Source organism: Delftia sp. RIT313 (assembly GCF_000632165.1).
Classification (GTDB): domain Bacteria; phylum Pseudomonadota; class Gammaproteobacteria; order Burkholderiales; family Burkholderiaceae_C; genus Comamonas; species Comamonas acidovorans.
Genome location: NZ_JFYT01000054.1, coordinates 16,629 through 38,552, shown reverse-complemented (window position 1 = coordinate 38,552; position 21,924 = coordinate 16,629). Strand labels below are relative to the sequence as shown.

25 protein-coding genes are annotated in these 21,924 nt (G+C 67.3%); 11 read left to right on the top strand and 14 right to left on the bottom strand.

From position 1 onward, the window contains the following. The first annotated feature begins 1 nt into the window (after nt 1). Nucleotides 2-556, top strand: coding sequence for a flavodoxin family protein (locus BW39_RS16125; protein WP_043822976.1), 555 nt, complete (start codon nt 2-4; stop codon nt 554-556). Here the strand turns inward: BW39_RS16125 and BW39_RS16120 are convergent. The 4 genes from BW39_RS16120 to BW39_RS16105 form a co-directional block, all read right to left on the bottom strand. Continuing rightward, on the bottom strand, nt 553-1,344 hold the full coding sequence (locus BW39_RS16120) for a sulfurtransferase (protein ID WP_043822974.1): 792 nt from the start codon (nt 1,342-1,344) through the stop codon (nt 553-555). The genes BW39_RS16125 and BW39_RS16120 overlap by 4 nt on opposite strands. Before the next feature lie 65 nt (nt 1,345-1,409). Beyond that, nucleotides 1,410-2,279, bottom strand: coding sequence for a MinD/ParA family protein (locus tag BW39_RS16115; protein ID WP_013802173.1), 870 nt, complete (start codon nt 2,277-2,279; stop codon nt 1,410-1,412). Further along, the gene (locus BW39_RS16110) at nt 2,266-3,129 is read right to left on the bottom strand and encodes a GGDEF domain-containing protein (protein ID WP_081816226.1); all 864 of its coding nucleotides are present in this window, start codon (nt 3,127-3,129) and stop codon (nt 2,266-2,268) included. Before BW39_RS16110 ends, BW39_RS16115 begins: the two co-directional genes overlap by 14 nt. Then, nucleotides 3,080-4,825, bottom strand: a complete 1,746-nt coding sequence (locus tag BW39_RS16105) for a SulP family inorganic anion transporter (protein WP_043822972.1) — start codon at nt 4,823-4,825, stop codon at nt 3,080-3,082. The genes BW39_RS16110 and BW39_RS16105 overlap by 50 nt, the downstream gene beginning before the upstream one ends. 150 nt (nt 4,826-4,975) lie before the next feature. Between BW39_RS16105 and BW39_RS16100 the strand changes: the two genes are divergently transcribed. From BW39_RS16100 to BW39_RS30410, 5 genes are all read left to right on the top strand, one after another. Next, a complete protein-coding gene (locus tag BW39_RS16100; protein WP_013802176.1) occupies nt 4,976-5,446 on the top strand; it encodes a BON domain-containing protein in 471 nt (156 codons plus the stop codon). A gap of 100 nt (nt 5,447-5,546) precedes the next feature. Continuing rightward, nucleotides 5,547-6,776 (top strand): PLP-dependent transferase, encoded by a 1,230-nt coding sequence (locus tag BW39_RS16095; RefSeq protein ID WP_043822993.1) that lies wholly within the window; start codon nt 5,547-5,549, stop codon nt 6,774-6,776. Nucleotides 6,777-6,874: 98 nt separating this feature from the next. Then, nucleotides 6,875-8,626 (top strand): alkaline phosphatase D family protein, encoded by a 1,752-nt coding sequence (locus BW39_RS16090; RefSeq protein ID WP_043822970.1) that lies wholly within the window; start codon nt 6,875-6,877, stop codon nt 8,624-8,626. Nucleotides 8,627-8,738: 112 nt separating this feature from the next. After that, a complete protein-coding gene (locus tag BW39_RS16085; protein WP_043822969.1) occupies nt 8,739-9,548 on the top strand; it encodes a DUF2189 domain-containing protein in 810 nt (269 codons plus the stop codon). A gap of 64 nt (nt 9,549-9,612) precedes the next feature. Next, nucleotides 9,613-9,798, top strand: coding sequence for a hypothetical protein (locus tag BW39_RS30410; protein WP_016451670.1), 186 nt, complete (start codon nt 9,613-9,615; stop codon nt 9,796-9,798). 19 nt (nt 9,799-9,817) lie between these two features. On the opposite strand, the gene BW39_RS16080 is transcribed toward BW39_RS30410, so the two are convergent. Then, complete coding sequence (locus BW39_RS16080; RefSeq protein ID WP_013802181.1) at nt 9,818-10,483, bottom strand: arylesterase; 666 nt, start codon at nt 10,481-10,483, stop codon at nt 9,818-9,820. A gap of 16 nt (nt 10,484-10,499) precedes the next feature. Here BW39_RS16080 and BW39_RS16075 point away from each other — a divergent pair, with 16 nt between their 5' ends. Further along, nucleotides 10,500-11,210, top strand: a complete 711-nt coding sequence (locus BW39_RS16075) for an ABC transporter ATP-binding protein (RefSeq protein ID WP_013802182.1) — start codon at nt 10,500-10,502, stop codon at nt 11,208-11,210. A gap of 24 nt (nt 11,211-11,234) precedes the next feature. On the opposite strand, the gene sstT is transcribed toward BW39_RS16075, so the two are convergent. Next, nucleotides 11,235-12,458 (bottom strand): serine/threonine transporter SstT, encoded by a 1,224-nt coding sequence (sstT, locus tag BW39_RS16070; protein WP_013802183.1) that lies wholly within the window; start codon nt 12,456-12,458, stop codon nt 11,235-11,237. Nucleotides 12,459-12,675: 217 nt separating this feature from the next. Here sstT and rlmB point away from each other — a divergent pair, with 217 nt between their 5' ends. Continuing rightward, on the top strand, nt 12,676-13,467 hold the full coding sequence (rlmB, locus tag BW39_RS16065) for a 23S rRNA (guanosine(2251)-2'-O)-methyltransferase RlmB (RefSeq protein ID WP_043822967.1): 792 nt from the start codon (nt 12,676-12,678) through the stop codon (nt 13,465-13,467). Here rlmB and BW39_RS16060 read toward each other — a convergent pair. The 5 genes from BW39_RS16060 to BW39_RS16040 form a co-directional block, all read right to left on the bottom strand. Further along, entirely contained in the window at nt 13,464-13,865 is a 402-nt protein-coding gene (locus BW39_RS16060; protein ID WP_043822965.1) for a DUF1428 domain-containing protein, read from the bottom strand. The two genes, rlmB and BW39_RS16060, sit on opposite strands and share 4 nt — an antisense overlap. Nucleotides 13,866-13,890: 25 nt before the next feature. Beyond that, on the bottom strand, nt 13,891-14,367 hold the full coding sequence (locus BW39_RS16055) for an SRPBCC family protein (RefSeq protein WP_043822963.1): 477 nt from the start codon (nt 14,365-14,367) through the stop codon (nt 13,891-13,893). A gap of 8 nt (nt 14,368-14,375) precedes the next feature. Then, nucleotides 14,376-14,759 (bottom strand): VOC family protein, encoded by a 384-nt coding sequence (locus BW39_RS16050; protein ID WP_043822960.1) that lies wholly within the window; start codon nt 14,757-14,759, stop codon nt 14,376-14,378. Between the two features lie 47 nt (nt 14,760-14,806). Beyond that, on the bottom strand, nt 14,807-15,229 hold the full coding sequence (locus BW39_RS16045; RefSeq protein WP_043822959.1) for a VOC family protein: 423 nt from the start codon (nt 15,227-15,229) through the stop codon (nt 14,807-14,809). A gap of 68 nt (nt 15,230-15,297) precedes the next feature. Further along, on the bottom strand, nt 15,298-15,801 hold the full coding sequence (locus BW39_RS16040) for a VOC family protein (protein WP_013802188.1): 504 nt from the start codon (nt 15,799-15,801) through the stop codon (nt 15,298-15,300). 223 nt (nt 15,802-16,024) lie between these two features. Between BW39_RS16040 and BW39_RS16035 the strand changes: the two genes are divergently transcribed. Continuing rightward, a complete protein-coding gene (locus tag BW39_RS16035) occupies nt 16,025-16,663 on the top strand; it encodes a TetR/AcrR family transcriptional regulator (protein WP_013802189.1) in 639 nt (212 codons plus the stop codon). Continuing rightward, nucleotides 16,663-17,508, top strand: a complete 846-nt coding sequence (locus BW39_RS16030) for an SIR2 family NAD-dependent protein deacylase (protein ID WP_043822957.1) — start codon at nt 16,663-16,665, stop codon at nt 17,506-17,508. Before BW39_RS16035 ends, BW39_RS16030 begins: the two co-directional genes overlap by 1 nt. Before the next feature lie 43 nt (nt 17,509-17,551). Here BW39_RS16030 and BW39_RS16025 read toward each other — a convergent pair whose 3' ends face one another. From BW39_RS16025 to BW39_RS16015, 3 genes are read right to left on the bottom strand one after another with little or no spacing between them, the layout of a single operon-like run. Beyond that, complete coding sequence (locus BW39_RS16025; RefSeq protein WP_043822955.1) at nt 17,552-18,532, bottom strand: aldo/keto reductase; 981 nt, start codon at nt 18,530-18,532, stop codon at nt 17,552-17,554. Nucleotides 18,533-18,578: 46 nt separating this feature from the next. After that, nucleotides 18,579-19,187, bottom strand: a complete 609-nt coding sequence (locus tag BW39_RS16020) for a chromate transporter (protein WP_043822953.1) — start codon at nt 19,185-19,187, stop codon at nt 18,579-18,581. After that, a complete protein-coding gene (locus BW39_RS16015; protein WP_013802193.1) occupies nt 19,184-19,795 on the bottom strand; it encodes a chromate transporter in 612 nt (203 codons plus the stop codon). The genes BW39_RS16020 and BW39_RS16015 overlap by 4 nt, the downstream gene beginning before the upstream one ends. A gap of 285 nt (nt 19,796-20,080) precedes the next feature. On the opposite strand from BW39_RS16015, the gene BW39_RS16010 reads away from it, so the two are divergent. After that, a complete protein-coding gene (locus BW39_RS16010; protein ID WP_043822951.1) occupies nt 20,081-21,901 on the top strand; it encodes an ABC transporter ATP-binding protein/permease in 1,821 nt (606 codons plus the stop codon). The last annotated feature ends 23 nt before the right edge of the window (nt 21,902-21,924 follow it).

The window sequence follows — 21,924 nt, the reverse complement described above, 5'->3', positions numbered from 1 at the left end:
TATGGCAGATATCGTGGTGGTCTACCACTCGGGTTACGGACACACCCAGCGCATGGCCCAGGCCGTGGCCGACGGCGCAGGCGCGCGCATGCTGTCGATCGACAGCGACGGCCAGCTGCCTGCGGGTGGCTGGGAGTTGCTGGCGGCGGCAGACGCCATCATCTTTGGTTCGCCCACCTACATGGGCGGGCCGAGCTGGCAGTTCAAGCGCTTTGCCGATGCCTCTTCCAAGCCGTGGTTCGTGCAGGCCTGGAAGGACAAGCTGTTCGCCGGCTTCACCAACAGTGCCAGCGTCAACGGCAACAAGCAGACCACGCTGGACTACCTGTTCCAGCTGGCCATGCAGCATGGCGGCCTGTGGGTGGGCAGCGGCATGCTGCCGTCCAACGCGCGCGCCGCGCAGCGCAATGACCTCAACTGGATAGGCGCCTTCAGCGGTGCCATGGCGCAATCGGCCTCGGATGCCTCGGCCGCCGAGATGCTGCCGGGCGACCTGGAGACGGCGCGCGTGTTCGGCGAGCGCGTGGCGCAGCAGGCGCTGCGGCTGAAGGCCTAAGCCTTGCCTGGCGGGCTTGTCGGCTGTATCGGCTCCAGCGGCTCTGCCGGAGCCAAGGGCGTGATGGCCAGGTCTGCACCCACGGCCCGGCGCTCGTCAAAGACGAAGCAGCCGCCGTCATAGAAGGCGCCGTCGGTTTCCTCGAAGTACTTGAGGATGCCGCCTTCCAGCTGGTAGACATGCTCCAGGCCCTCGTCCCGCATCAGGATGGCGGCCTTCTCGCAGCGTATGCCGCCCGTGCAGTAGCTGACCACGGTCTTGTCGGTCAGATCGGCCTTGTGGGCGCGCAGCGCGGGCGGGAACTCGGTGAACTTGGTGATGCGCCAGTCGATGGTGTCCTTGAAGGCGCCGGCATCGACCTCGAAGTCGTTGCGCGTGTCCAGCGTCACCACCTCGCGGCCCTCGTCATCGTGGCCCTGTTCCAGCCAGCGGCGCAGCGTGGCGGGGCTGACCGATGGCGCGCGGCCCTCTGCCGGGCGGATGGTGGGGTGGTCCATGCGGATGATCTCGCGCTTGACCTTGACCAGCATCTTGCGAAACGGCACGGTGTCGGACCAGCTTTCCTTGGGCGCCAGGTCGGCAAAGCGCTCATCGGCGCGCAACTGGTCAACGAAGCTGTGCACCGCCTGTGCGGGGCCGGCCAGGAAGAAGTTGATGCCTTCCTCGGCCAGGAGGATGGTGCCCTTGAGCGCCAGGACCTGGGCGCGTTCGGCCAGGGTGTCGCGCAGCGCCGCTGCATCGGGCAGCGGCGTGAACTTGTAGCAGGAAATATTGAGGATGTCGGACACGGGCAGGCAGGCGGGTGCGGCACAGGCCGCGGGTTGTATCGGGGCGCCGGCGAGAGGCGGCCCGATCAGCCGCCCGACACCAGCAGGGCCTTGATTTTATTGGCCAGCTGGGCCACTGCCAGCGAAGCCGGTGCGCCGGGCATGGACTGCAGCAGCAACTGGCGGCGCATCACTGCCTCGCGCACGGCCGGGTCGGACGGAATATCGCCCAGGTGCGTGAGCCGCAATGGCTCGCCGGAGGCCGTGTTGACAAAGCGGTTGAGCACCTGCTGCAGCTGGCCCGTGATGGCGCGGCCATCTCCAGGGCGTGCTGCCTGGTTGATGGCCAGGCGGATCTGCTGGCGCTTTTGCTGGATGGCCAGCACCTTGATGGCCGCATAGGCATCGGTCAGCGAGGTGGGCTCGGGCGTGGCGATGACCAGCACCTCGGTGGCCATGGACACGGAGAACAGCACCACGTCCGAGATGCCTGCGCCGGTGTCCAGCAGCACGATGTCGTAGCGCGGGGCCAGTGTCTCGATGGTGTGCGTGAACTGCTGGCGGATCTCGGGCGTGAGCCGCGAGTACTCGATCATCCCGGAGCCGGCCAGCAGCACCGAGTAGCCACCGGGCGCGGGCAGGATGGCTTCCTCCAGCGAGGAACGGCCGGTGAATACGTCGTGCAGCGTGACCTTGGGGTAGAGGTTGAGCACCACATCCAGGTTGGCCAGACCCAGGTCGGCGTCAAGCACCAGGACCTTGAGGCCATGGCGTGTCAGCGCTGCGGCCAGATTGGCCGAAACGAAGGTCTTGCCCACGCCGCCCTTGCCGCTGGTCACGGCGATGATGTGTCCGCGCGGCTTGGCGCGCACGGCATCGCTCATCGGAACGGCAGCGGGCAGGGAGGGGTGGGGAATGGCGTTGTCGCTTACCACCTGGCTATCAGCGGAGTCCATCTTCGGGGTCCACATCGGTTGCAATATCTGGATTCAGCCCATTGTCAAACGGGGACGGGGCATACAAAGGTCCGAAAAGCAGGCTTTTTTCCTCCGCGCTTACCGTACTGTCAGGTTGTTCTTCAATGTGCACGCGGTTGCGGCCGGCGGATTTGGCCAGGTACAACTGTTTGTCGGCACGCTCGGTCCACAAGGTTGTGGTGCTGCGTATCCACTGCAGCGCATAGGCGCCGCCGATGCTGATGGTGATCTGCAGTGTCAGCGTGGGTGAGATAACGACCGGCATGCGCTCGATGGCGCTGCGTATGCGTTCGGCCACGGAGACACCGAAGGTCGCAGGGCAGGCGGGCAGCACGATGGCGAATTCCTCTCCTCCGTAGCGGGCCAGCGTGTCCATGGGGCGCACGCAATTGGTCAGGGTACGGGCCACCGACTGCAGAACCCGGTCGCCCACGATATGGCCGTGCTGGTCGTTGATCTGCTTGAAATGGTCGATGTCCAGCATCAGCATCAGGGCCGCTTCGCCAGACCGCGCCACGCGGTCGATCTCGCGCTCGGCAATGGTGCGGAAATGGCGGCGGTTGGCCAGCCCCGTGAGCGGGTCGCGCAGCGACAGCGAGCACAGTTCATCGATCAGCGCCTGCAGATATCGCGTCGGCGAATCCGTGGGCAGATGGACCGCCCCACCAGCGTGGGTAACCAGCGCGTGGGCTGTGGCCAGGCGCAGGTCGCGCAGGTATACGGATTGGTGGGATGCGGGGGCAGTCACGGAGGGCTGAATGAAAAGCCAGTGAAGTGTATCAGTGTGTAGGCTCAATTGTCGCCGCGCCGGCATCGACTTTTGCACCATCGGTGGTAACAGATGTTGATCCTGGTGCAGGCACGAACGGCGGCAGGGCAAGGGCGGCGAGGAATTCCGCATCGGTGCGGTACAGCCGCAGGTGCGGTCCGCGGTGCAGGGCGCCTGCCCGCAGCAGCACCTGTTCGGCCGGCAGCTTCAGGCCCACCACATGCAGCACGCCGCTGCGCTTGGCCGCCAGCAGTTGCAGGCGCACGAAAGTCTCCACGCCCGTCACGTCGATGCGGTTGATGGGCTGGGCCAGCAGGCACAGATGGTGTGTCTCCGGGCGCAGCGCCCATTCGTCACCGATACGACGCTCCAGGGCCGAGGCCGAGCCGAAGTCCAGCTCGGCATCCATGCGCAGGGCCAGCAGGCCCGGCGCCAGCGGCGGCAGTTGCCAGAGGTTGCGGTCGCGCAGGCTGCCGTCGGGATGCTGGCCCACCTCGATGATGCGCGGATGCAGGCGCTGGTAGAGGAAGTAGCCCAGGCTCAGCACAATGCCCGCGAACACGCCCCAGTACATGCGCGGCGCCGTGACGATGGTCAGCAGCAGCGTGGCCAGCGCAATGCTGCCCTCCACGCGCGACACCTTGAGCAGCTGCAGCAGCACGCGCGGCTTGACCAGGTTGACCACGGCCGTGATCACGATGGCCGCCAGCGCCGCCTTGGGCACGTGGTACAGCGCCGGGATGAACCACAGCACCACGATGACCACCAGCAGGATGGAGAACACGTTGGACCAGCCCGTCTTGGCCCCGGCCAGCAGGTTCACGGCCGAGCGCGAGAACGAGGCGCTGGTGGCAAAGCTGCCGAACAGGCCCGCACTGATCTTGGACAGCCCCTGGGCGACCAGGTCCTGGTTCTCGTTCCAGCGCGTGCCGGCCTGCTGGTGCTCCACCTGGGCGCTGGAGGCCGTCTCCAGAAAGCTCACCAGCGAGATCACCAGCACGGGCATCACCAGGGCGCCGAACTCGTCCCAGCTCAGCAATCCCGGCAATTGGAAGCTGGGCAGGCCTGCCGGCAGATGGCCGACCACGGCGCCCCCGTCATCGGCAAAGTCCGTGGCCCAGCTGATCACGCCGGTCAGCGCAATGATGAAGATGGCCGAGGGAAAGGCCGCGCGCCAGCGCTTGGCCAGCACCAGCAGCGCAATGCTGGCAATGCCGTAGAGGATGGACTGCCAGTCGAAAAGCTGCAGCGAAGGCGTGTTCCAGACCGCGCTCCAGGTCGAACGCAGTCCCAGCAGGGTGGGCAACTGCGAGGCCAGGATCAGCAGCGCTGCCGCCTGCGTGAAACCCGTGAGCACGGGCGAGGTCACCAGGTTGAGCAGCCAGCCGGCGCGCATCAGGCCCAGCGACCACTGCACCAGCCCCGAAAGAATCGCCATCCAGGCGGCCAGGGCCACCCAGTGCGCGGAGCCGGGTTCGGCCAGGCCCGTGAGGGAGGCGCCGATCAGCAGTGCACTCAAGGCCGTGGGCCCCACACCCAGGCGCGGCGAGCCGCTGAACATCACGGCCACCAGGGCAGGGACGATGGAGGCGTAAATGCCGGTGATCAGCGGCATGCCGGCAAGCGCTGCATAGGCCACGCCCTGGGGCAGAAGCATCAGACCAACGGTGAGACCTGCCCAGAACTCCCCGCGCAGCACGGCTGCCGAGGGTTTGGGCCATGCCAGGAAGGGAAACCAGCGCGCCAGGGAATGCATGGCCGCTATTGTCATGCTAACTGGATGGTGCCGGGATGTTCGGGCTTGTCCTACAGGCGCTTGCGTCGGCGTCGTATGGGTTTGTCCCAGGGCCATAAATAAAGTCGAGGCCTGTGTTGACCGCCTCACAACTATTCAAGGAGTAACCGCATGACTTTCATCACCCAACGCTGCTGCCACATCCTCGCCGTGTCCGCCCTGGCCTTCGGCCTCGCCGCATGCGGCAAGACCGAAGACACTGCCGGCCAGAAGCTCGACTCCGCCGTCCAGCAGTCCCAGCAGGCCGCGCAAAGCGCAGGCCAGAAGATCGACAACGCCATGAGCAGCGCCGGCACCAAGATCGAGGAAGGCGCGATGAAGGCCGAAACGGCCACCAACAACGCCATGAGCCAGGCAGGCGCCGCGCTCGACGATGCAGGCATCACCGCCCAGATCAAGGCCGACCTGATCAAGGAACCCGATATCTCCGCCCTCAAGATCGACGTGGACACCAAGGCCGGCGCCGTCACGCTGACCGGCTCGGTGCCCAGCGATGCGCTCAAGATGCGCGCCGGCGACATTGCCAAGGCCGTCAAGGGCGTGAACAACGTCAGCAACATGCTGGAGATCAAGGCCAGCTGATCGCAGCCACCGGCTTTGCTCCCCCAATGAAAACCAGGCGCTATGTCCGCCTGGTTTTTTTATGCCTGAACGCCGTGGCCCAGCGCATAAGATGCGCTGCATGAGCACACCCGACCTGCAGATCAGCACCCATCTCATCCACCATCCCTACCAGCCGCCCGAAGGCTTTGTCGCACCGCAGCCGCCGGTGCACAAGGCCTCGACGGTGATCTTCGAGAACGTGGCGGCCATGCGCCGCCGCCAGTGGCTGGACAAGAGCAGCTACACCTACGGCCTGCACGGCACGCCCACCACGTTCTTGCTGGAAGAGCGCCTGAGCGCGCTGGAAGGCGGCCTGCAATGCCTGCTGGTGCCCAGCGGCCTGGCGGCCATCGCCACCACCTCTCTGGCCCTGCTGCGCACCGGCGACGAGATGCTGCTGCCCGACAACGCCTACGGTCCCAACAAGACCCTGAGCGAGGGCGAGCTGGCCCATTTCGGCGTGCGCCACCAGTGCTACGACGCCATGGATGTTGCCGACCTCGAAGCCAAAATCACGCCCAAGACGCGTTTGGTCTGGCTGGAGGCGCCGGGCTCGGTGACCATGGAGTTCCCTGACCTCATCGCCATGGTGCGCCTGTGCCGCGCACGCGGCATCACCACCGTGCTGGACAACACCTGGGGTGCGGGCCTGGCCTTCAATCCCTTCGACCTGCTGGGCGACGGCTCGCACAGCCTGGGCGTGGACGCCACCGTCCATGCGCTCACCAAGTACCCCAGCGGCGGTGGCGATGTGCTCATGGGCAGCATCATCACGCGCGACCAGGCGCTGCACATGCGCATCAAGCTGGCCCATATGCGCCTGGGCCTGGGCGTGGGCGGCAACGACACCGAGGCCGTGCTGCGCTCCCTGCCCAGCATCGCGCTGCGCTACCACGCCCAGGACCGCGCCGCGCGCGAGCTGGCGCGCTGGCTGCAGCAGCAGCCGACCGTGGTCCAGGTGCTGCATCCCGCGCTGGAAGGCGCTCCAGGCCACGAGAACTGGAAGGCCCTGTGCGGCGCAGTCGCAGGCGGCGAGGGCGTGGCGGCCGGCCTGTTCAGCGTGGTCATCGACCCGCGCCACGGCCAGCAGGCCGTGGACCGCTTCTGCGACAGCCTGCGCCTGTTCAAGATCGGCTACAGCTGGGGCGGCCCCATCAGCCTGGTCGTGCCCTATGAGCTGCCGTCCATGCGCAGCTGCCCCACGCCCCAGCTGCGCAGCGGCACCGTGGTGCGCTTTGCCATCGGCCTGGAGGCTGTGCAGGACCTGCGTGCCGACCTGGAGCAGGCCCTGGCCGCCGCGTTCGCATAGTTGAGCGCCAGGCGCCGGTGACATGCGCCTGTCACCGGCAACACCGATGCTCGTTGGCTTCATACCATCCCACGGGGGCCTCCAGGCCCTGGTCCAGCATGAAGCACAAAGAGAGCATCACCAATATCCTGCAGCACGCGAAGACCGCGCCCAATGGGCCCGGCATCGTGGCCAGCCGCCGCCATTTCGTGCGCGGCATGGGCGCATCGGCCCTGGCGCTGCCACTGGCCGGCTGCGGCGGCTCCGATGGCGACAGCAGCATTCCCGTCGAGTTCCGCCACGGCGTGGCCAGCGGCGACCCGTTGAGTGACCGCGTCATCCTCTGGACCCGCGTGACGCCACCCCAGGGCCATTCCAGCGACATCGAGGTGGAGTGGGAGCTGGCCTCGGACGCCGACTTCAAGACCATCGTGGTGTCGGGCAAGGCCATGGCGCGCGCCACCCAGGACTTCACCTTCAAGGCCGACGCCACGGGCCTCAAGCCGGCCACGCGCTACCACTACCGCTTTCGCTGCCAGGGCATGACCAGCGCCACGGGCCGCACGCGCACCCTGCCCGTGGGCGCCGTGCAGCAGGTCAAGCTGGCCGTGTTCTCCTGCGCCAACTACCCGGCGGGCTACTTCAATGTCTACGCGCATGCCGCGCGCCAGGGCGACCTGGATGCCACCGTGCACCTGGGCGACTACATCTATGAATACGCACGCGGAGGCTATGCCAATGGCAAGGCCGAAGCCATGCAGCGCCAGAGCCTGCCGTCCAACGAAATCGTCAGCCTGGCCGACTACCGCCAGCGCCATGCCCAGTACAAGAGCGATGCCGACCTGCAGGCCCTGCATGCGGCGGCGCCCATGATCGCCGTCTGGGACGATCACGAAGTCTCCAACGACACCTGGATGCACGGCGCCGAAAACCACCAGCCGGCCACCGAGGGCGATTTCGAATTGCGCAAGGTGGCCGCGCTCAAGGCCTATCACGAGTGGATGCCCACGCGCAACGCGCAGCCCGAGATCATCTACCGCAGCTTCGCCTTCGGCGACCTGCTGGCGCTGCACATGCTGGACACGCGCGTCATCGGCCGCGACAAACAACTGGACTACGCCGACTACTTCACCGCCCAGGGCCTGGACGCGGCACGCTTCACCTCCGACATGGCCAATCCTGCGCGCCAGCTCATGGGCGCCACCCAGACCCAGTGGCTGGGCCAGCAGCTGGCAGCCTCTCAGGCTACCTGGCAGGTGCTGGGCCAGCAGGTCCTGATGGGGCGCATGGAGCTGCCGGCGCCCTTGCTGATGGACATCCTCAGCCCCGGCAGCGGTGTCTCGCTGCCGGCCTACGCGGCGCTGCTGGCCAAGGCGCAGGCGAACCCGGCCAGCCTGACGGCGGCGGAAAAGGCCATCCTGGCCCAGCCCAGCATTCCCTACAACCTCGATGCCTGGGACGGCTATGCCGTGGCACGCGAGACCGTGCTGGCCACGGCGCGCAGCCTGGGCAAGAACCTGGTCGTGCTGGCGGGCGACACCCACAATGCCTGGGCCAGCGAACTGCGTGACCGCAGCGGGCAGGGCGTGGGCGTGGAGTTCGCGACCTCGTCCGTCAGCTCGCCGGGTTTCGAGGAATACCTGTCTGGCCAGGACCCGGCCCAGCTGCGTGGCGCGCTGCTGCAATTCATCTCCACGCTCAAGTACTGCGATACCTCGCGCCGTGGCTACATGATCGTCACGGCCACGCCGCAGGCCTGCCAGGCCGAGTGGATCTACGTGGACACCGTGTTCAGCCGCCAATACCAGGCTGTGCGCGATGCGGCCTGGAAGGTGCTGCCCGGCCAGCCGGGCAAGCTGGTCCGGGCCTGAGTGCTGACTTGGGCACAGACCTGGGGGTCTGGGTGGGCCTCGGTAGTTTCCGCCATGGCAGCAGTGCCATGGCTGCGATAACTTTGGACTCGCTGATCCAGGAGGTCCAGGCATGCAGGCATCCCCCGCTCCCGAGAAAGCTTCCGACAACCCGGCCGGCATGCTGCAGGTGCAACTGCTGCGCATGGCCGATCCCTGGCGCTGGCTGGCCCTGGGCTGGCGCGATCTGCGGCGTGTGCCCGGCGTGGCGCTGTTCTACGGCCTGTGCTTCTGGGCCATGGCCCTGCTGATCGGCTGGGTGTTCCGCGCCAGCCCGGAATACAGCATGGCCATGGCCAGCGGCTGCCTGCTCATCGGCCCCTTCCTGGCCATGGGCCTGTACGACACCAGCCGCCGGCTGGAGCGGGGCTTGCCGCCCCAACTGAGCAGCTCGCTGACCTGCTGGGACACGCAGATGGGCAGCATGGGCATGCTGGTCATGGTGCTGCTGGTTCTGGAGATGCTCTGGGCGCGCGCCTCCATGGTGGTCTTTGCCGTGTTCTTCGATACCGGCATGCCGACCACGGCCGGCATGCTGCAGGCCGTGGCGCGGCCCGAGAACTGGGAATTCCTGGCCATTTACCTGCTGGTCGGCGGCGCCTTCGCGGCCCTGGTATTCGCCAGCATGGTGGTGGCGCTGCCGGCCATGCTGGACCGGGGCAGCGATGCGCTCACGGCCTGCATCACCAGCATGCGCGTGGTCGGCCTGAACCTGGCCGTCATGCTGCAGTGGGCCGCGATCATCACCGTGCTGGTGGCGGTTGCCCTGTGGTGGTATGGCGCGGGCCTGCTGCTGGTGGGGCCTTTGCTGGGCTGTGCCAGTTGGCATGCATACCGTTGCAGCGTGGGCGATTCCGCCGTGCCTGCGTCCACCATATCCTGAGGTTTTCCTGGCAGGCCCCGTCTTGCGGCTACAGTGGGGCTTGCAACAACAGAGGAGTCCACCTGTGGCGACACCCAATTACGCCTATGAAAAACGCCAGCGCGAACTGGCCAAGAAGCAGAAGAAGCTAGAGAAGGAGAAGGCCAAGGCTGAAAAAAGACCCGACGACCATGAGGGCGGCGGCTCAGAAGGTAATGCGCAGGCATCTCCTGCAGCAGCCCGTCCCGGCGAGGAAGGCCGCGGCAGCTGACACCCTGCCTGCCCTGAGCTCAGGGCAGCAGCTTGCTGAGCTGGGGCCAGACGTTGTCCAGCATGCGCGGCTGGGCCTTGGCCGTGGGGTGGATGCGGTCGGCCTGGAACCACTGGGCCGAATCGGCCGCATCACCGATGCCGGCCAGCAGGAAGGGCACCAGCGGCACCTTCTGCTCCTGCGCCACCTTGGCAAACAACTGCTCGAACTGGCGCGTATAGCCGCTGCCATAGTTGGGCGGCACCTGCATGCCCACCAGCAGCACCTTGGCTCCGGCATCCCGGGCCGCGCGCACCATGGCGTCCAGATTGCCCTGCGTGCTTTGCAGCGGCAGACCCCGCAGCGCATCGTTGCCACCCAATTCGATCACCACCACCGATGGCTTGTGCTGCTTGAGCAAGGCAGGCAGGCGAGAGCGGCCGCCCGAGGTGGTCTCTCCACTCACGCTGGCGTTGACCAGCGGCACATTCTTTGGGCTCTCCTGCAGGCGCTTTTGCAGCAGTGCCACCCAGCCCGTGCCACGGGCCAGTCCGTATTCGGCACTCAGCGAGTCGCCCAGCACCAGCAGCGGGCCCGGCTCGGCTGCCCACGTGGACGTGGCCGTCCAAGTACCCAGCAGGCCGAAGGCCAAGCCGGCCGATATAAAGTGGCGGCGTCGGCGCATTGCGCGCAGCTTGTCTTGCATCGTCTTCCCATCCTCCATGTCACAAAGCACTGCCCAGCCCCTGATCGAAGTCGAGCATGTCTTCAAGTCGGTCAGCGATTCGACCGGAACACTGGATATTCTGCGGGATATCGATCTGCGTTTTGCCGCAAGGGAAACCGTGGCCATCGTCGGTGCCTCGGGCTCGGGCAAAAGCACGCTGCTGTCCATTCTTGCCGGCCTGGATACGCCTACGCGCGGCACGGTGCGGCTGCAGGGCCAGGACATGTTCGCGCTGGATGAGGATGCACGCGCCGCCGTGCGCGCGCAAAAGCTGGGCTTTGTGTTCCAGAGCTTCCAGCTGCTGGGCAATCTGACGGCGCTGGAGAACGTGATGCTGCCGCTGGAGCTGGCGGGCAGCCGCGAGGCCCGCCGCCGCGCCACCGAGATGCTGGAGCGCGTCGGCCTGGGGCAGCGCCTGGGCCACTATCCCAAGCTGCTGTCGGGTGGCGAGCAGCAGCGCGTGGCGCTGGCCCGCGCCTTCGTGGTCGAGCCCGCCGTGCTGCTGGCCGACGAGCCCACGGGCAGCCTGGACTTTGCGACCGGCGAAACCATCATGGAGTTGATGTTCGCGCTCAACCGCGAGCGCGGCACGACGCTGGTCATGGTCACGCACGACCGAGCCATCGCCGCGCGCTGCGAGCGCCGCGTGACCATCGAGGCCGGCCGCGTCGCCAGCATCGAAGAGGGGCAGGCGCTGGCGGCCTGATCGGACGCCAGCAAGGGGTGGCGCTCAGGCCGCCACGGCCTCACGGCGCCCGGCTGCCTCGCAGGCAGCTGCCGTGAAGATCACGTCGGTCGAGGAGTTCAGCGCGGTTTCGGCCGAGTCCTGGATCACGCCGATCACAAAGCCCACGCCCACCACCTGCATGGCCAGATCGTTGGAGATGCCGAACAGGCTGCAGGCCAGCGGAATCAGCAGCAACGAGCCGCCGGCCACGCCCGAGGCGCCGCAGGCGCACACTGCGGACACCACGCACAGCAAGATGGCGGTCAGCAGGTCCACCTCGATGCCCAGCGTATGGGCCGCAGCCAGCGAGAGCACGCTGATGGTGACGGCGGCGCCGGCCATGTTGATGGTCGCGCCCAGGGGGATGGAGACGCTGTAGGTGTCCTCATCCAGGCCCAGGCGCTTGGCCAGCGCCAGGTTCACCGGAATGTTGGCGGCCGAGCTGCGCGTGAAGAAGGCCGTCACCGCGCTCTCGCGCAGGCAGGTCAGCACCAGCGGATAGGGGTTGCGGCGCGTCTGTGTCCAGACGATGAGCGGGTTCACCACCAGGGCCACGAAGAGCATACAGCCCAGCAGCACGGCCAGCAGGTGCGCGTAGTCCAGCAGCTTTTCCAGGCCCGACTGGGCAAAGGTGCCTGCCACCAGGCCAAAGATGCCCAGCGGCGCCAGCCGGATCACGCCCTGGATCACGCGGGTGATGGCCTGGCCCAGGTCCTGCATCACGGTGCGCGTGGACTCCGAGGCATGGCGCAGGGCCATGCCCATGGCCAGTGCCCAGGCGAGGATGCCGATGTAGTTGGCATTCATCAGCGCACGCACGGGGTTGTCGAAGGCGCTTTGCACCAGGGCCATCAGCACTTCGCCGATGCGCCCGGGCGCGCCCTGGGCCGGGGCGGCATCCTTGAACTGGATGGTGGAAGGGAAGGCCATGCTGGCCGCCACGGCGACCACGGCCGCCGCAAAGGTGCCCAGCACATACAGCCACAGGATGGGGCGGATCTGCGTGGCCTGGCCAGGCCGGTGGTTGCTGGTGGCCGAGACCACCAGCAGCAGCACCAGCACGGGCGCCACGGCCTTGAGGGCGGAGATGAACAGCGTGCCCAGCAGGGACACGGACTGGGCGGCCTCGGGCCAGAGCCAGGCCAGCAGGCCGCCAGCGACCAGGCTGATGGCGATCTGGCCGACCAGGCTGGTGCGGGCAAGCCGGGCGAAGAGGGCTTTGAGCATGATGGTTGGCAAAGAAAAGGAAAAAACTCAAGCGATGGAAAAATGCAAAGCGGCATGCCCGTGGCTACGGTGCATGCCGCAATGTGCAGGGCTGCTGGAAGGCGGCCAAGCCGCGCAGTGTAGCGGCTACGTAAAAACCACAGGAGCCGTTGCGCGCAGACGGGCTTCGCAAGGCGGGGCCCGGGGCACCGCTCAATTGGCGGGATAATTGCGTCCCATGTCGTCCCCCAAAGTTCTCTTCGGCTTCCACGCCGTCGGCGTGCGCATGAAGACCGCGCCCCAATCCATCATCGAGGTCTACTACGAGGCCACGCGCCGCGATGCGCGCATGCGCCAGTTCCTCGACCGCGCCAAGTCGGCCGGCGTCCGGCTGATCGAGGCCGACGGCGAACGCCTTGCCAAGCTGGCTGGCAGCCATGGCCACCAGGGCGTGGCCGCGCGCGTGGAGGCGGTAGCCCAGGTGCATTCGCTGGACGAATTGCTGGAGCAGCTGGAGGCAGACGGCATCAGCAAGCCGCTGCTGCTGGTGCTGGACGGCGTGACCGATCCGCACAACCTGGGGGCCTGCCTGCGCGTGGCCGATGGCGCCGGCGCCCATGCGGTGATTGCGCCCAAGGACCATGCGGTGGGCGTGAACGCCACCGTGGCCAAGGTGGCCAGCGGCGCGGCCGAGACCGTGCCCTATTTCATGGTCACCAACCTGGCGCGCACGCTCAATGAGCTCAAGGAGCGCGACATCTGGATCATCGGCACCAGCGACGATGCGCCCAAGACCCTGTACGAGGTGGACCTCACGGGCCCCACGGCCCTGGTGCTGGGCGCCGAAGGCGACGGCATGCGCCAGCTCACGCGCAAGACCTGCGACGAGCTGATCGGCATCCCCATGATGGGCGCCGTCTCCAGTCTCAACGTGTCCGTGGCCAGCGGCGTGTGCCTGTACGAAGCGCTGCGCCAGCGCGGCCAGGGCAACACGCCTGCCGTGTCTGCCGCCCCGGCTGACCAGATCTAGGCCGGCGCGCGGCTGGCGCCCGCACTTGCACCCTCGCCCGTGCCCAGTTCCACCACGCTCTCGAAGCCGCCCCAGAACATGCGCTTGGCGTCGAAGGGCATGGTGGCCGGGTCCATGGAGGCGATGCGCGGGTCCTTCATGACGGCGGCATTGATGCGATCACGCTCCGCGCGCGACGCATAGATGATCCATGAGAAGAACACGATCTCGCCTTCCTTGAGCTGCACGGCCTGGGGAAACGAGGTCAGCGTGCCCATGGGCACGTCATCGCCCGCGCATTCCCAGTACTGCAGCGCGCCGTATTCCATCCAGACCTTGCCTGCGGCCTCGGCCACCTCGCGGTAGGCCTGCAGGTTGGCCCGGGGAACGGGCAGCACGAATCCGTCGATGTAGTGCATGGCTCTCTCCTGGTGAAATCCGGCTTCAGAGCCGGGCTGCGAGTTCGGCCAGCTGGTCAGTGCACTGGCCCCAGCCGGTGTGAAAACCCATGGCTTCGTGCTGGGCGCGGTCGGCAGCACTCCAGTGCCGCACCCGGGCGGTATAGCGGGTCTGGCTGCCTTCGGGGTCAAAGCTGACGATGCCCGTCATGAAGGGCTTGTCGGCTGGCACCCAGCCTTGGGTGAATGCGTCGGTGAAGACCAGGCGGCGGTTGGGAATGACTTCCAGGTAGACGCCGCGCCCGGGCATCTCCTGCCCCTCGGGGCTGCGCATGACGATGAGGCTGTGGCCGCCGGGCCGCACATCGTTGTCCACGCGGGACACGCTCCAGGGGCTGGGCGCAAACCATTGCTGGATCAGCGCGGGTTCGGTCCAGCAGCGGTAGAGCCTGTCGGCGGGAATGTCCAGCAGGCGCGTGAGCACCAGGTCGTTGGCGTGTTCGGGAAGGTCTTGTGCTGTCATGGCGCTTCTCATTGCATGGAATGCAGGCCGATTCGGTTGCCCTCGGTGTCCACCACGACGGCGCAGTGCCCGTGGGGGCCTATGGAGAATTTGGCCTGCTCGATGCGCCCGCCTGCGGCCTCGACGCGGCCCTGTTCGATGGCGCAGTCCTCGCAGCCGAAATAGACCAGGGTGCCGCCGCCGCCGGAAGGTGCGCCGTCCATCCGCACCAGCATTCCGCCCGCGCCGGGGCCTGTCATGTCCATCGGAAAGGACAGCATCTCCTGGCTGTCGGAGCCATCTGGCGCCGGCAGATGCTCCAGCTTGCCGTGGAAGACGGTTTCATAGAACCGGCGCGCACGCGCCATGTCCTGCACATGGATCTCGAACCAGACGACTGGGTTGGCGTTCATGAAGACTCCTTCTTGGGTGACAGAGGCAATGTGTCGGCCGGCCTTGTTCAGGCCTCGCTCTTGACGTTGACCATCCAGGGTGTGTTGAAGCGGTCCGTCACCATGCCAAAGCCCGGCGACCAGAACGTGGCCTGGAAGGGCATGGTCACCTTGCCGCCTTCGGCCAGCGCGTTGAAGATGCGGCCGCCTTCGGTGGCGTCGTCCACGCCGATCGAGATCCACATGCCCTGGGCCTGCTGGTAGCCGCCGCCACCGCAGTTGTCGGTGGCGTCCGAGGCCATCAGCGCCTGGTCCTTGATCTGCAGGTGGGCATGCATGATGAGCCCCTTGGCGGAATCGGGCATCTGCTCCATGCCCGGTGTCTCGCCAAAGGTGCTCTGGTGCACGATGGTGCCGCCGAACAGCCTGGCGTAGAAGGCAAAGGCCTCGGCGCAGTTGCCGTTGAAGTTCAGATAGGGGATGAATTGCATGGAATGCTCCTGAAGTGGATGGTGGCGAGGGGAGGGGGAGAGGAGTGGGAGGATGGGCGCCGGAGGCCTCAGCGGCCGTCATGCGCGCGCTCAAGGGCGGCGATGTCCAGCTTTTGCATGCCCAGCAGGGCCTGCATCACGCGCTGGGCGGCGGCCATGTCGGGGCCCCCCATCCAGCCCGCCATCTGGGCCGGAACGATTTGCCAAGACAGGCCATGGCGGTCCTTGAGCCAGCCGCATTGACGCGCCGCCGGGTCGCCGCCCTCGGACAGGGCGCCCCAGTAGTGGTCTATCTCGTCCTGCGTATCGCAACTGACCATCAGCGAGACGGCCTCGTTGAAGCGGAACATCGGGCCGCCGTTGAGCGCCAGAAAGGGCTGGCCGTCCAGCTCGAATTGCACCGTCATCACGCTGCCCGCCGGCCTGCCGTGGATGTCGTGGCCGGCTTCGCCATAGCGGGCAATGGCCGTGATGCGGGAATCGGGAAAGACTTCCGTATAGAAGCGCGCCGCCTGCTCGCCCTGGTTGTCAAACCAGAGGCAGGGCTGGATGCGGCCGGTGTGCAAAGCCATGCTTGTCTCCTTGGTGACGGTGAAAACCGTTTTTGCCGTTCGATGTCGGCTTTTTATCGATTTCTGCCCGGCGTGTGTACGCCGTTCACATATGCTAGGGACTAAAATGGACGCTGTCCACATCAGGCGCTGTCAGCTTCGGTGTCAAGCTGTAAATCGGCGGGGCAGGGCTGTCGTCCCTTGCGTGTGACGTGGTCATGCAGAAAAAAAAGGAATCAAAACAGTGACGCAGCGACGTGTCAGGCGTGAGTCATACCACCATGGCGACCTGCGCCAGGCCCTGGTCGAGGCTGGCCTGGCACTGGCGCGCGAAGGCGGTCCCCAGGCCATCGTGCTGCGCGAGGCCACGCGGCGGGCGGGCGTGGCGCCGAATGCGGCCTATCGTCACTTTGCCAACCGCCAGGCACTGTTTGATGCCGTGCGCGCTGCGGCCCTGGGCGCACTGGCCGCGGCCATCGAGGCCGAAATGGTCCAGGCCCGTGCCCTGCCCGATGCGCTGCAGCGCTCACGCGCCTTGCTGGCTGCCGTGGGCCGGGGCTACCTGGGCTTTGCCCAGACGGAGACCGGCTGGTTCCGCACGGCCTTTGCCTCTGTCGAGTACGACGTGGACCTGCCGCCCGACACCACGCGTGCGGCGGCCATGGGCCTGAACCCGTTCGAGCTGCTGGGCTACGCGTTGGACAGCATGGCCGAGGCCGGCGTGCTGCCGCCCGAGCGCCGTCCCCAGGCCGAGTTCCTGGCCTGGTCGGCCGTGCACGGCATGGCCTTGCTGGTGATCGACGGCCCGCTGCGCCGTGCCACACCCGAGCAGCGTCGGGCGCTGGCGCTGCGCCTGTTGGAGATGGTGGAAAAAGGCATTTGATGCGCCCTGGGGCGGCGCTGCCGCACAATGGCCTGCTTTTTTTCCTTCGCCCTCCGATGCCCGACGAACCTTCCCCCACTTCGCTGCCTGCGGCTGCCGCCGAACTGCCCGGCCAGGGTGAGCTGCACGAGCTGCGCGAGCGCATCGCGCATGCAGCGCACATCGCCGTGCTCACGGGCGCAGGCGTCAGTGCCGAGTCCGGCGTGCCCACGTTCCGCGATGACAAGAACAGCTACTGGGCACAGTTCAACCCACAGGACATGGCCAGCGAGGCGGGCTTTCGCGCCCATCCGCAGCGCGTGTGGCAGTGGTATGCGCACCGGCGCGAGGCCGTGGCGGCAGTGCAGCCCAATGCAGGCCACCATGCGCTGGCGCAGTGGGCCTTGCAGCACCCGGGCCGCATGACCCTGGTCACGCAGAACGTGGATGGCCTGCACCAGCGTGCGGGCAGCCCCGGCGTGCTGTGCCTGCATGGCGAGTTGATGCGCGACCGTTGGCTCGAGCGGCCCCGCGCCTGCTGCGACCTGGCCGGGCTGAACCCTGGCGAGCCTCCGCAGTGCCCTGTTTGCGGCAACCTGGTGCGCCCGGGCGTGGTCTGGTTCGGCGAGTCCCTGCCCATGGGCGTATGGCAGGCCGCCGAGGCTGCCGTGCAGCGCTGCGAGGTGCTGCTGGTGGTTGGCACCTCGGGCGCCGTGTATCCGGCAGCGGGGCTGGCCCGAATCGCGCGCCGGGCAGGCGCGCACGTGGCCGTCATCAATCCGGCGCCTTCCGAGCTGGATGACGCAGCGCACCAGTGCCTGCGCGGCCCATCGGCCCAGATCCTGCCCGCGCTGCTGGCGGGCTGAGAGGCCCCGGCCAGGGCGGGCAGGCTGCCCTGGCCTGCGCAGGTCAGTCCCTTGCGCCTTCTTCCTGACTGGCCTGGTTGAGCTCGGCCACGTCCTGAGCCGACAGCTGCAGGCGCGTGGCCTGCACCAGTTGCTGCAACTGGGCCAGCGAGGTCGCGCTTGCGATGGGCGAGGTCACAAACGGGCGCTGCATCTGCCAGGCCAGGGCCACGCACGCGGGCTGGCTGTTCAGGCGCGCAGCCACGGCGTCCAGGGCCTGCACAATGCGCAGGCCGCGCGGGTTCAGGTATGTGGCCACGGTCTTGCCGCCGCGCGCACTCTTGGCTGCGTCTTCGCTGCTGCGGTACTTGCCCGTCAGAAAACCTGCTGCCAGCGCATAGAAGTTGATGATGCCCACCTGCTCGGCCGCGCACAGCGGAGCCAGATCGCGCTCCAGCACGGCGCGGTCGTACAGGTTGTACAGCGGCTGCAGGCTCTCGTAGCGCGGCAGGCCCAGCTCGGCGCTGGTGCGCAAGGCCTCGGCCAGGCGCGGTGCGCTGTGGTTGGAGGCGCCAATGGCCCGCACCTTGCCTGCGGCGATCAGTTCGGCAAAGGCGCCCAGGGTATCGGCCAGCGGCACGCTGGCGTCGTCGTCATGCGACTGGTACAGGTCGATGTAGTCCGTCTGCAGGCGCTGCAGCGAGGCATCCACGGCCTGGCGGATGTACTCGGGGCGCAGGCCCACCCGGCCTTCGCCCATGTCCTTGCCGACCTTGGTGGCCAGCACGATGTCGGCGCGCCGTCCGCTGCGCCTGAGCCATTTGCCGATCACGGTCTCCGACTCGCCACCCGCATGGCCCGGCGCCCAGCGCGAGTACACGTCGGCCGTGTCGATGAAGTTCATGCCGGCATCCAGCCAGGCGTCGAGCAGCGAGAACGACGTGGCCTCGTCCACGGTCCAGCCGAAGACATTGCCGCCAAAGCACAGCGGCGAGACCTGCAGGCCGCTGCGGCCCAGGGAACGGAGAGAAGGGGCTTGCGCCATGTACGGCTCCTTTTGACGAAAAAACCAGGGTAGTCCTCAGGACCTCTCAGATCCAGCCCAGCGCACCCAGCAGCGCGCCCGCGCCCAGCAGCCACAGCAGGTGGATGCGCGTGCGCCACACCAGCAGGGCGCAGGCCAGGGTCAGCAGCCACAGGCGCCAGTCCTGGGCCGGGCGGCCGCCGGCGCTGCCCAGCAGCCAGCCCGTGGCCAGCAGCAGCCCGATGACCAGCGGCCCCATGCCCTGCTTGAAGGCACGCACGCCGCGCCGGTTCCTGTTGCGCTGGCCCCAGCGCGAGGCCTGCCAGGCCAGCAGGGAGCTGGGCAGCAGGATGCCGACCATGCAGATGGTCACGCCCAGCGCACCAAAGGTCCATGCCAGCGGCCCGGTGCCCCCGCCCGCGTTCAGGCCCAGGTTCCAGCCCAGCAGGGCGATGAACAGCACATTGGGCCCGGGCGCCGCCTGGGCGATGGCGATGGAGCTGCTGAACTGCGCCTCGCTGAGCCAGCCGTGGCCATCGACCAGAAAGCGGTGCATGTCGGGCGCCGTGGCAATGGCGCCGCCCACGGCCATCAGCGACAGCGTCAGGAAATACAGCAGCAACTGAAGCCAGTCGGCGGGCTGCAGGTTCAGGGCGATCTGGTGGGCGGCGTTCATGGGGCGAGCTTTCTCCAGGTCAGCACGCAGCCGGCACCGCCGACCACCAGCAGCACCCAGGCCAGCGGCACGCGCAGCACGGCCATGGCAATGAACGAGGCCAGCGCCAGGGCCGCGCTGCACCAGCGCCCCAGCGGGTGGCGGCTCAGCGTGCTGGTCAGCTTCAGCCCCATGCCCGCCACCAGGCCGGCCGCGACGGCGCCCATGCCGCGCAGCGCCCCGGCCATGGCGGGGTGGTCGGCCAGCTGCGAATAGATCACGGTCAGCGTCAGCACCAGCAGCATGGGAAAGCACAGCATCCCGCACACGGCCACCACGGCACCACGCCAGCCGAAGTAGCGCTCGCCAATGGTGATGGACAGGTTGACCACATTGGGCCCGGGCATGATCTGGGCCACGGCCCAGTCCTCCACGAACTCGTCGTTGGTCAGCCAGCGCTTTTTCTCGACCAGCTCGCGCTGCACCACGGCCAGCACGCCGCCAAAGCCCTGCAGGGCCAGCCAGGTGAAGGACCAGAACAGGTCGCGCAGGTTGGCGGGGGCGGGGCGCTGGGCAGGCGCATCGGCGGTGTCGTGTGGCGGGGAAGCCTGGGGCGGCGATGCGGGCATGTTCTGGCTTGTGTCTGGGCCGCCCGGGCAGGGCCCGGGGACGGCATCGCTGTTGTCATGGGGTGGAACCGTGCGGGCCGATCCTGTCTCCGTGCCTGCCTCGGGGTGGCATGCACGGAATATTAATCCTGCGCAGCGGCCTCGTCGGCAGCGGCCCCATCGGCAACGGCGATGGGGGCATTGCAAGCGCAGATGGCTTGCTGCCGGCATGCACCCAGGCCTGCCCGCCGGCCTGCCTGAACAGGAGTAGATTCTCTCCACCCACACAACCCGAGGATCTCCGGCATGGACATGGATTGGAGCAAGGCGCTGCAGGAAAGCCTGGTCTGGCTGGCGGCGGCCTCAGTGATCACCGTCGTGGCTTTCGCGGCCGTGGCGCTGCTGCTGGTTCGATTCACCCGCTGGGGCCGGCAGTTCTGGCAGCTGGCCGGCCCGTTCCTGCACCCCAGAAACAGCTGGTGGCCGCTGCTGGTGTTCATGCTGCTGCTGGTGCTGGCCCTGGTCTCGGTGCGCATGAACGTGCTGTTCTCCTTTTGGTACAACGGCTTCTACAGCGCGCTGCAGGAACTGGACCAGAAGGGCTTCTGGCGATTCCTGGGCATCTTCGCGGTGCTGGCCACCATCCATGTGATGCGCGAGCTGTTCAACTACTACGTGAACCAGGCGTTCCGCATCCGCTGGCGGGTCTGGCTCAACGAGCGCGTGACCACCGACTGGATGCGCGGCGATGCCTACTATCGCAGCCACTTTCTGGACGAGCCGGTGGACAACCCCGACCAGCGCATCGAGCTGGACGTGAACACCTTTGTCTCGAACTCGCTGACCCTGGCGTTGGGCGCCGTCAGCGCCGTGGTCTCGCTGGTGGCGTTCACGGGCATTCTCTGGGGGCTGTCCGCGCCCATTGCCGTGGCGGGCGTGGAGGTTCCGCGGGCCATGGTCTTTGCGGTCTACGTCTACGTGATCATCGCCACGCTGATCGCCTTTCGCCTGGGCCAGCCGCTGATCCGGCTGAACTTCCTGAACGAGAGGCTCACCGCCAACTTCCGCTACGCCCTGGTGCGCGTGCGCGAATACGCGGAGAACATCGCCTTCTACCAGGGCGCCGCCATCGAACGCAACACGCTTTTGACGCGCTTCTCGGCATTGATCGCCAATGTCTGGGCCCTGGTCTACCGCAGCCTGAAGTTCGACGGCTTCAACCTCACCGTCAACCAGGTGGCCGTGGTCTTTCCCTTTCTGCTGCAGGCGCCGCGCTTTTTCAGCGGTGCCATCAAGCTCGGTGATGTGATGCAGACCTCGCAGGCCTTTGGGCAGGTGCAGGATGCGCTGTCCTTCTTCCGAACCTCCTACGACACCTTCGCCCAGTACCGCGCTGCGCTGGACCGCCTGTGCGGCTTTCTGGATGCCAATGCCCAGACCCGCGAACTGCCCCAGGTCGTCCACAGAGAGCAACCCGGCGCCCTGGACATCGAGGGCCTGCAGGTCAGCCGCCCTGATGGCCACCACCTGCTCAGCGGCCTGCAACTGAAGCTCATTCCCGGCCAGGCGCTGCTGATCAAGGGGCCTTCGGGCAGCGGCAAGACCACCTTGCTGCGGTCCATTGCCGGCCTGTGGCCGCACGCCGAAGGCACGGTGGGCCGCCCGGGCGGCCACCAGGCGCTGTTCCTGTCTCAGCGTCCGTATCTGCCGCTGGGTGACCTGCGCACAGCCATTGCCTATCCCGCCGATGCATCGCCGCAGGACGACGAGCGGCTGCAGCAGGCGCTGCGCCAGGTCAGCCTGGCCCATCTGGCCGACAAGCTGGATGTGAACCAGGATTGGTCCCGCATCCTGTCGATTGGCGAGCAGCAGCGCCTGGCCTTTGCCCGCGTGCTGTTCAACCGGCCCGCCATCGTCTTTCTCGATGAATCCACCTCGGCCATGGACGAGGGCCTGGAGCATGCGCTGTACACCCTGCTGCGCGAGCAGATGCGCTCGACCATGCTGGTGAGCGTGGGCCACCGCAGCACGCTGGCGGGTTTCCATACCCACGCGCTGGCGGTCGATGGCAATGGCGGGTGGACGCTGTCGGAAGGAAGCGCACCGCAGAGCGCGCCCCAGGCTTGATCCGCGTGCGGCCCTGGGCCGCG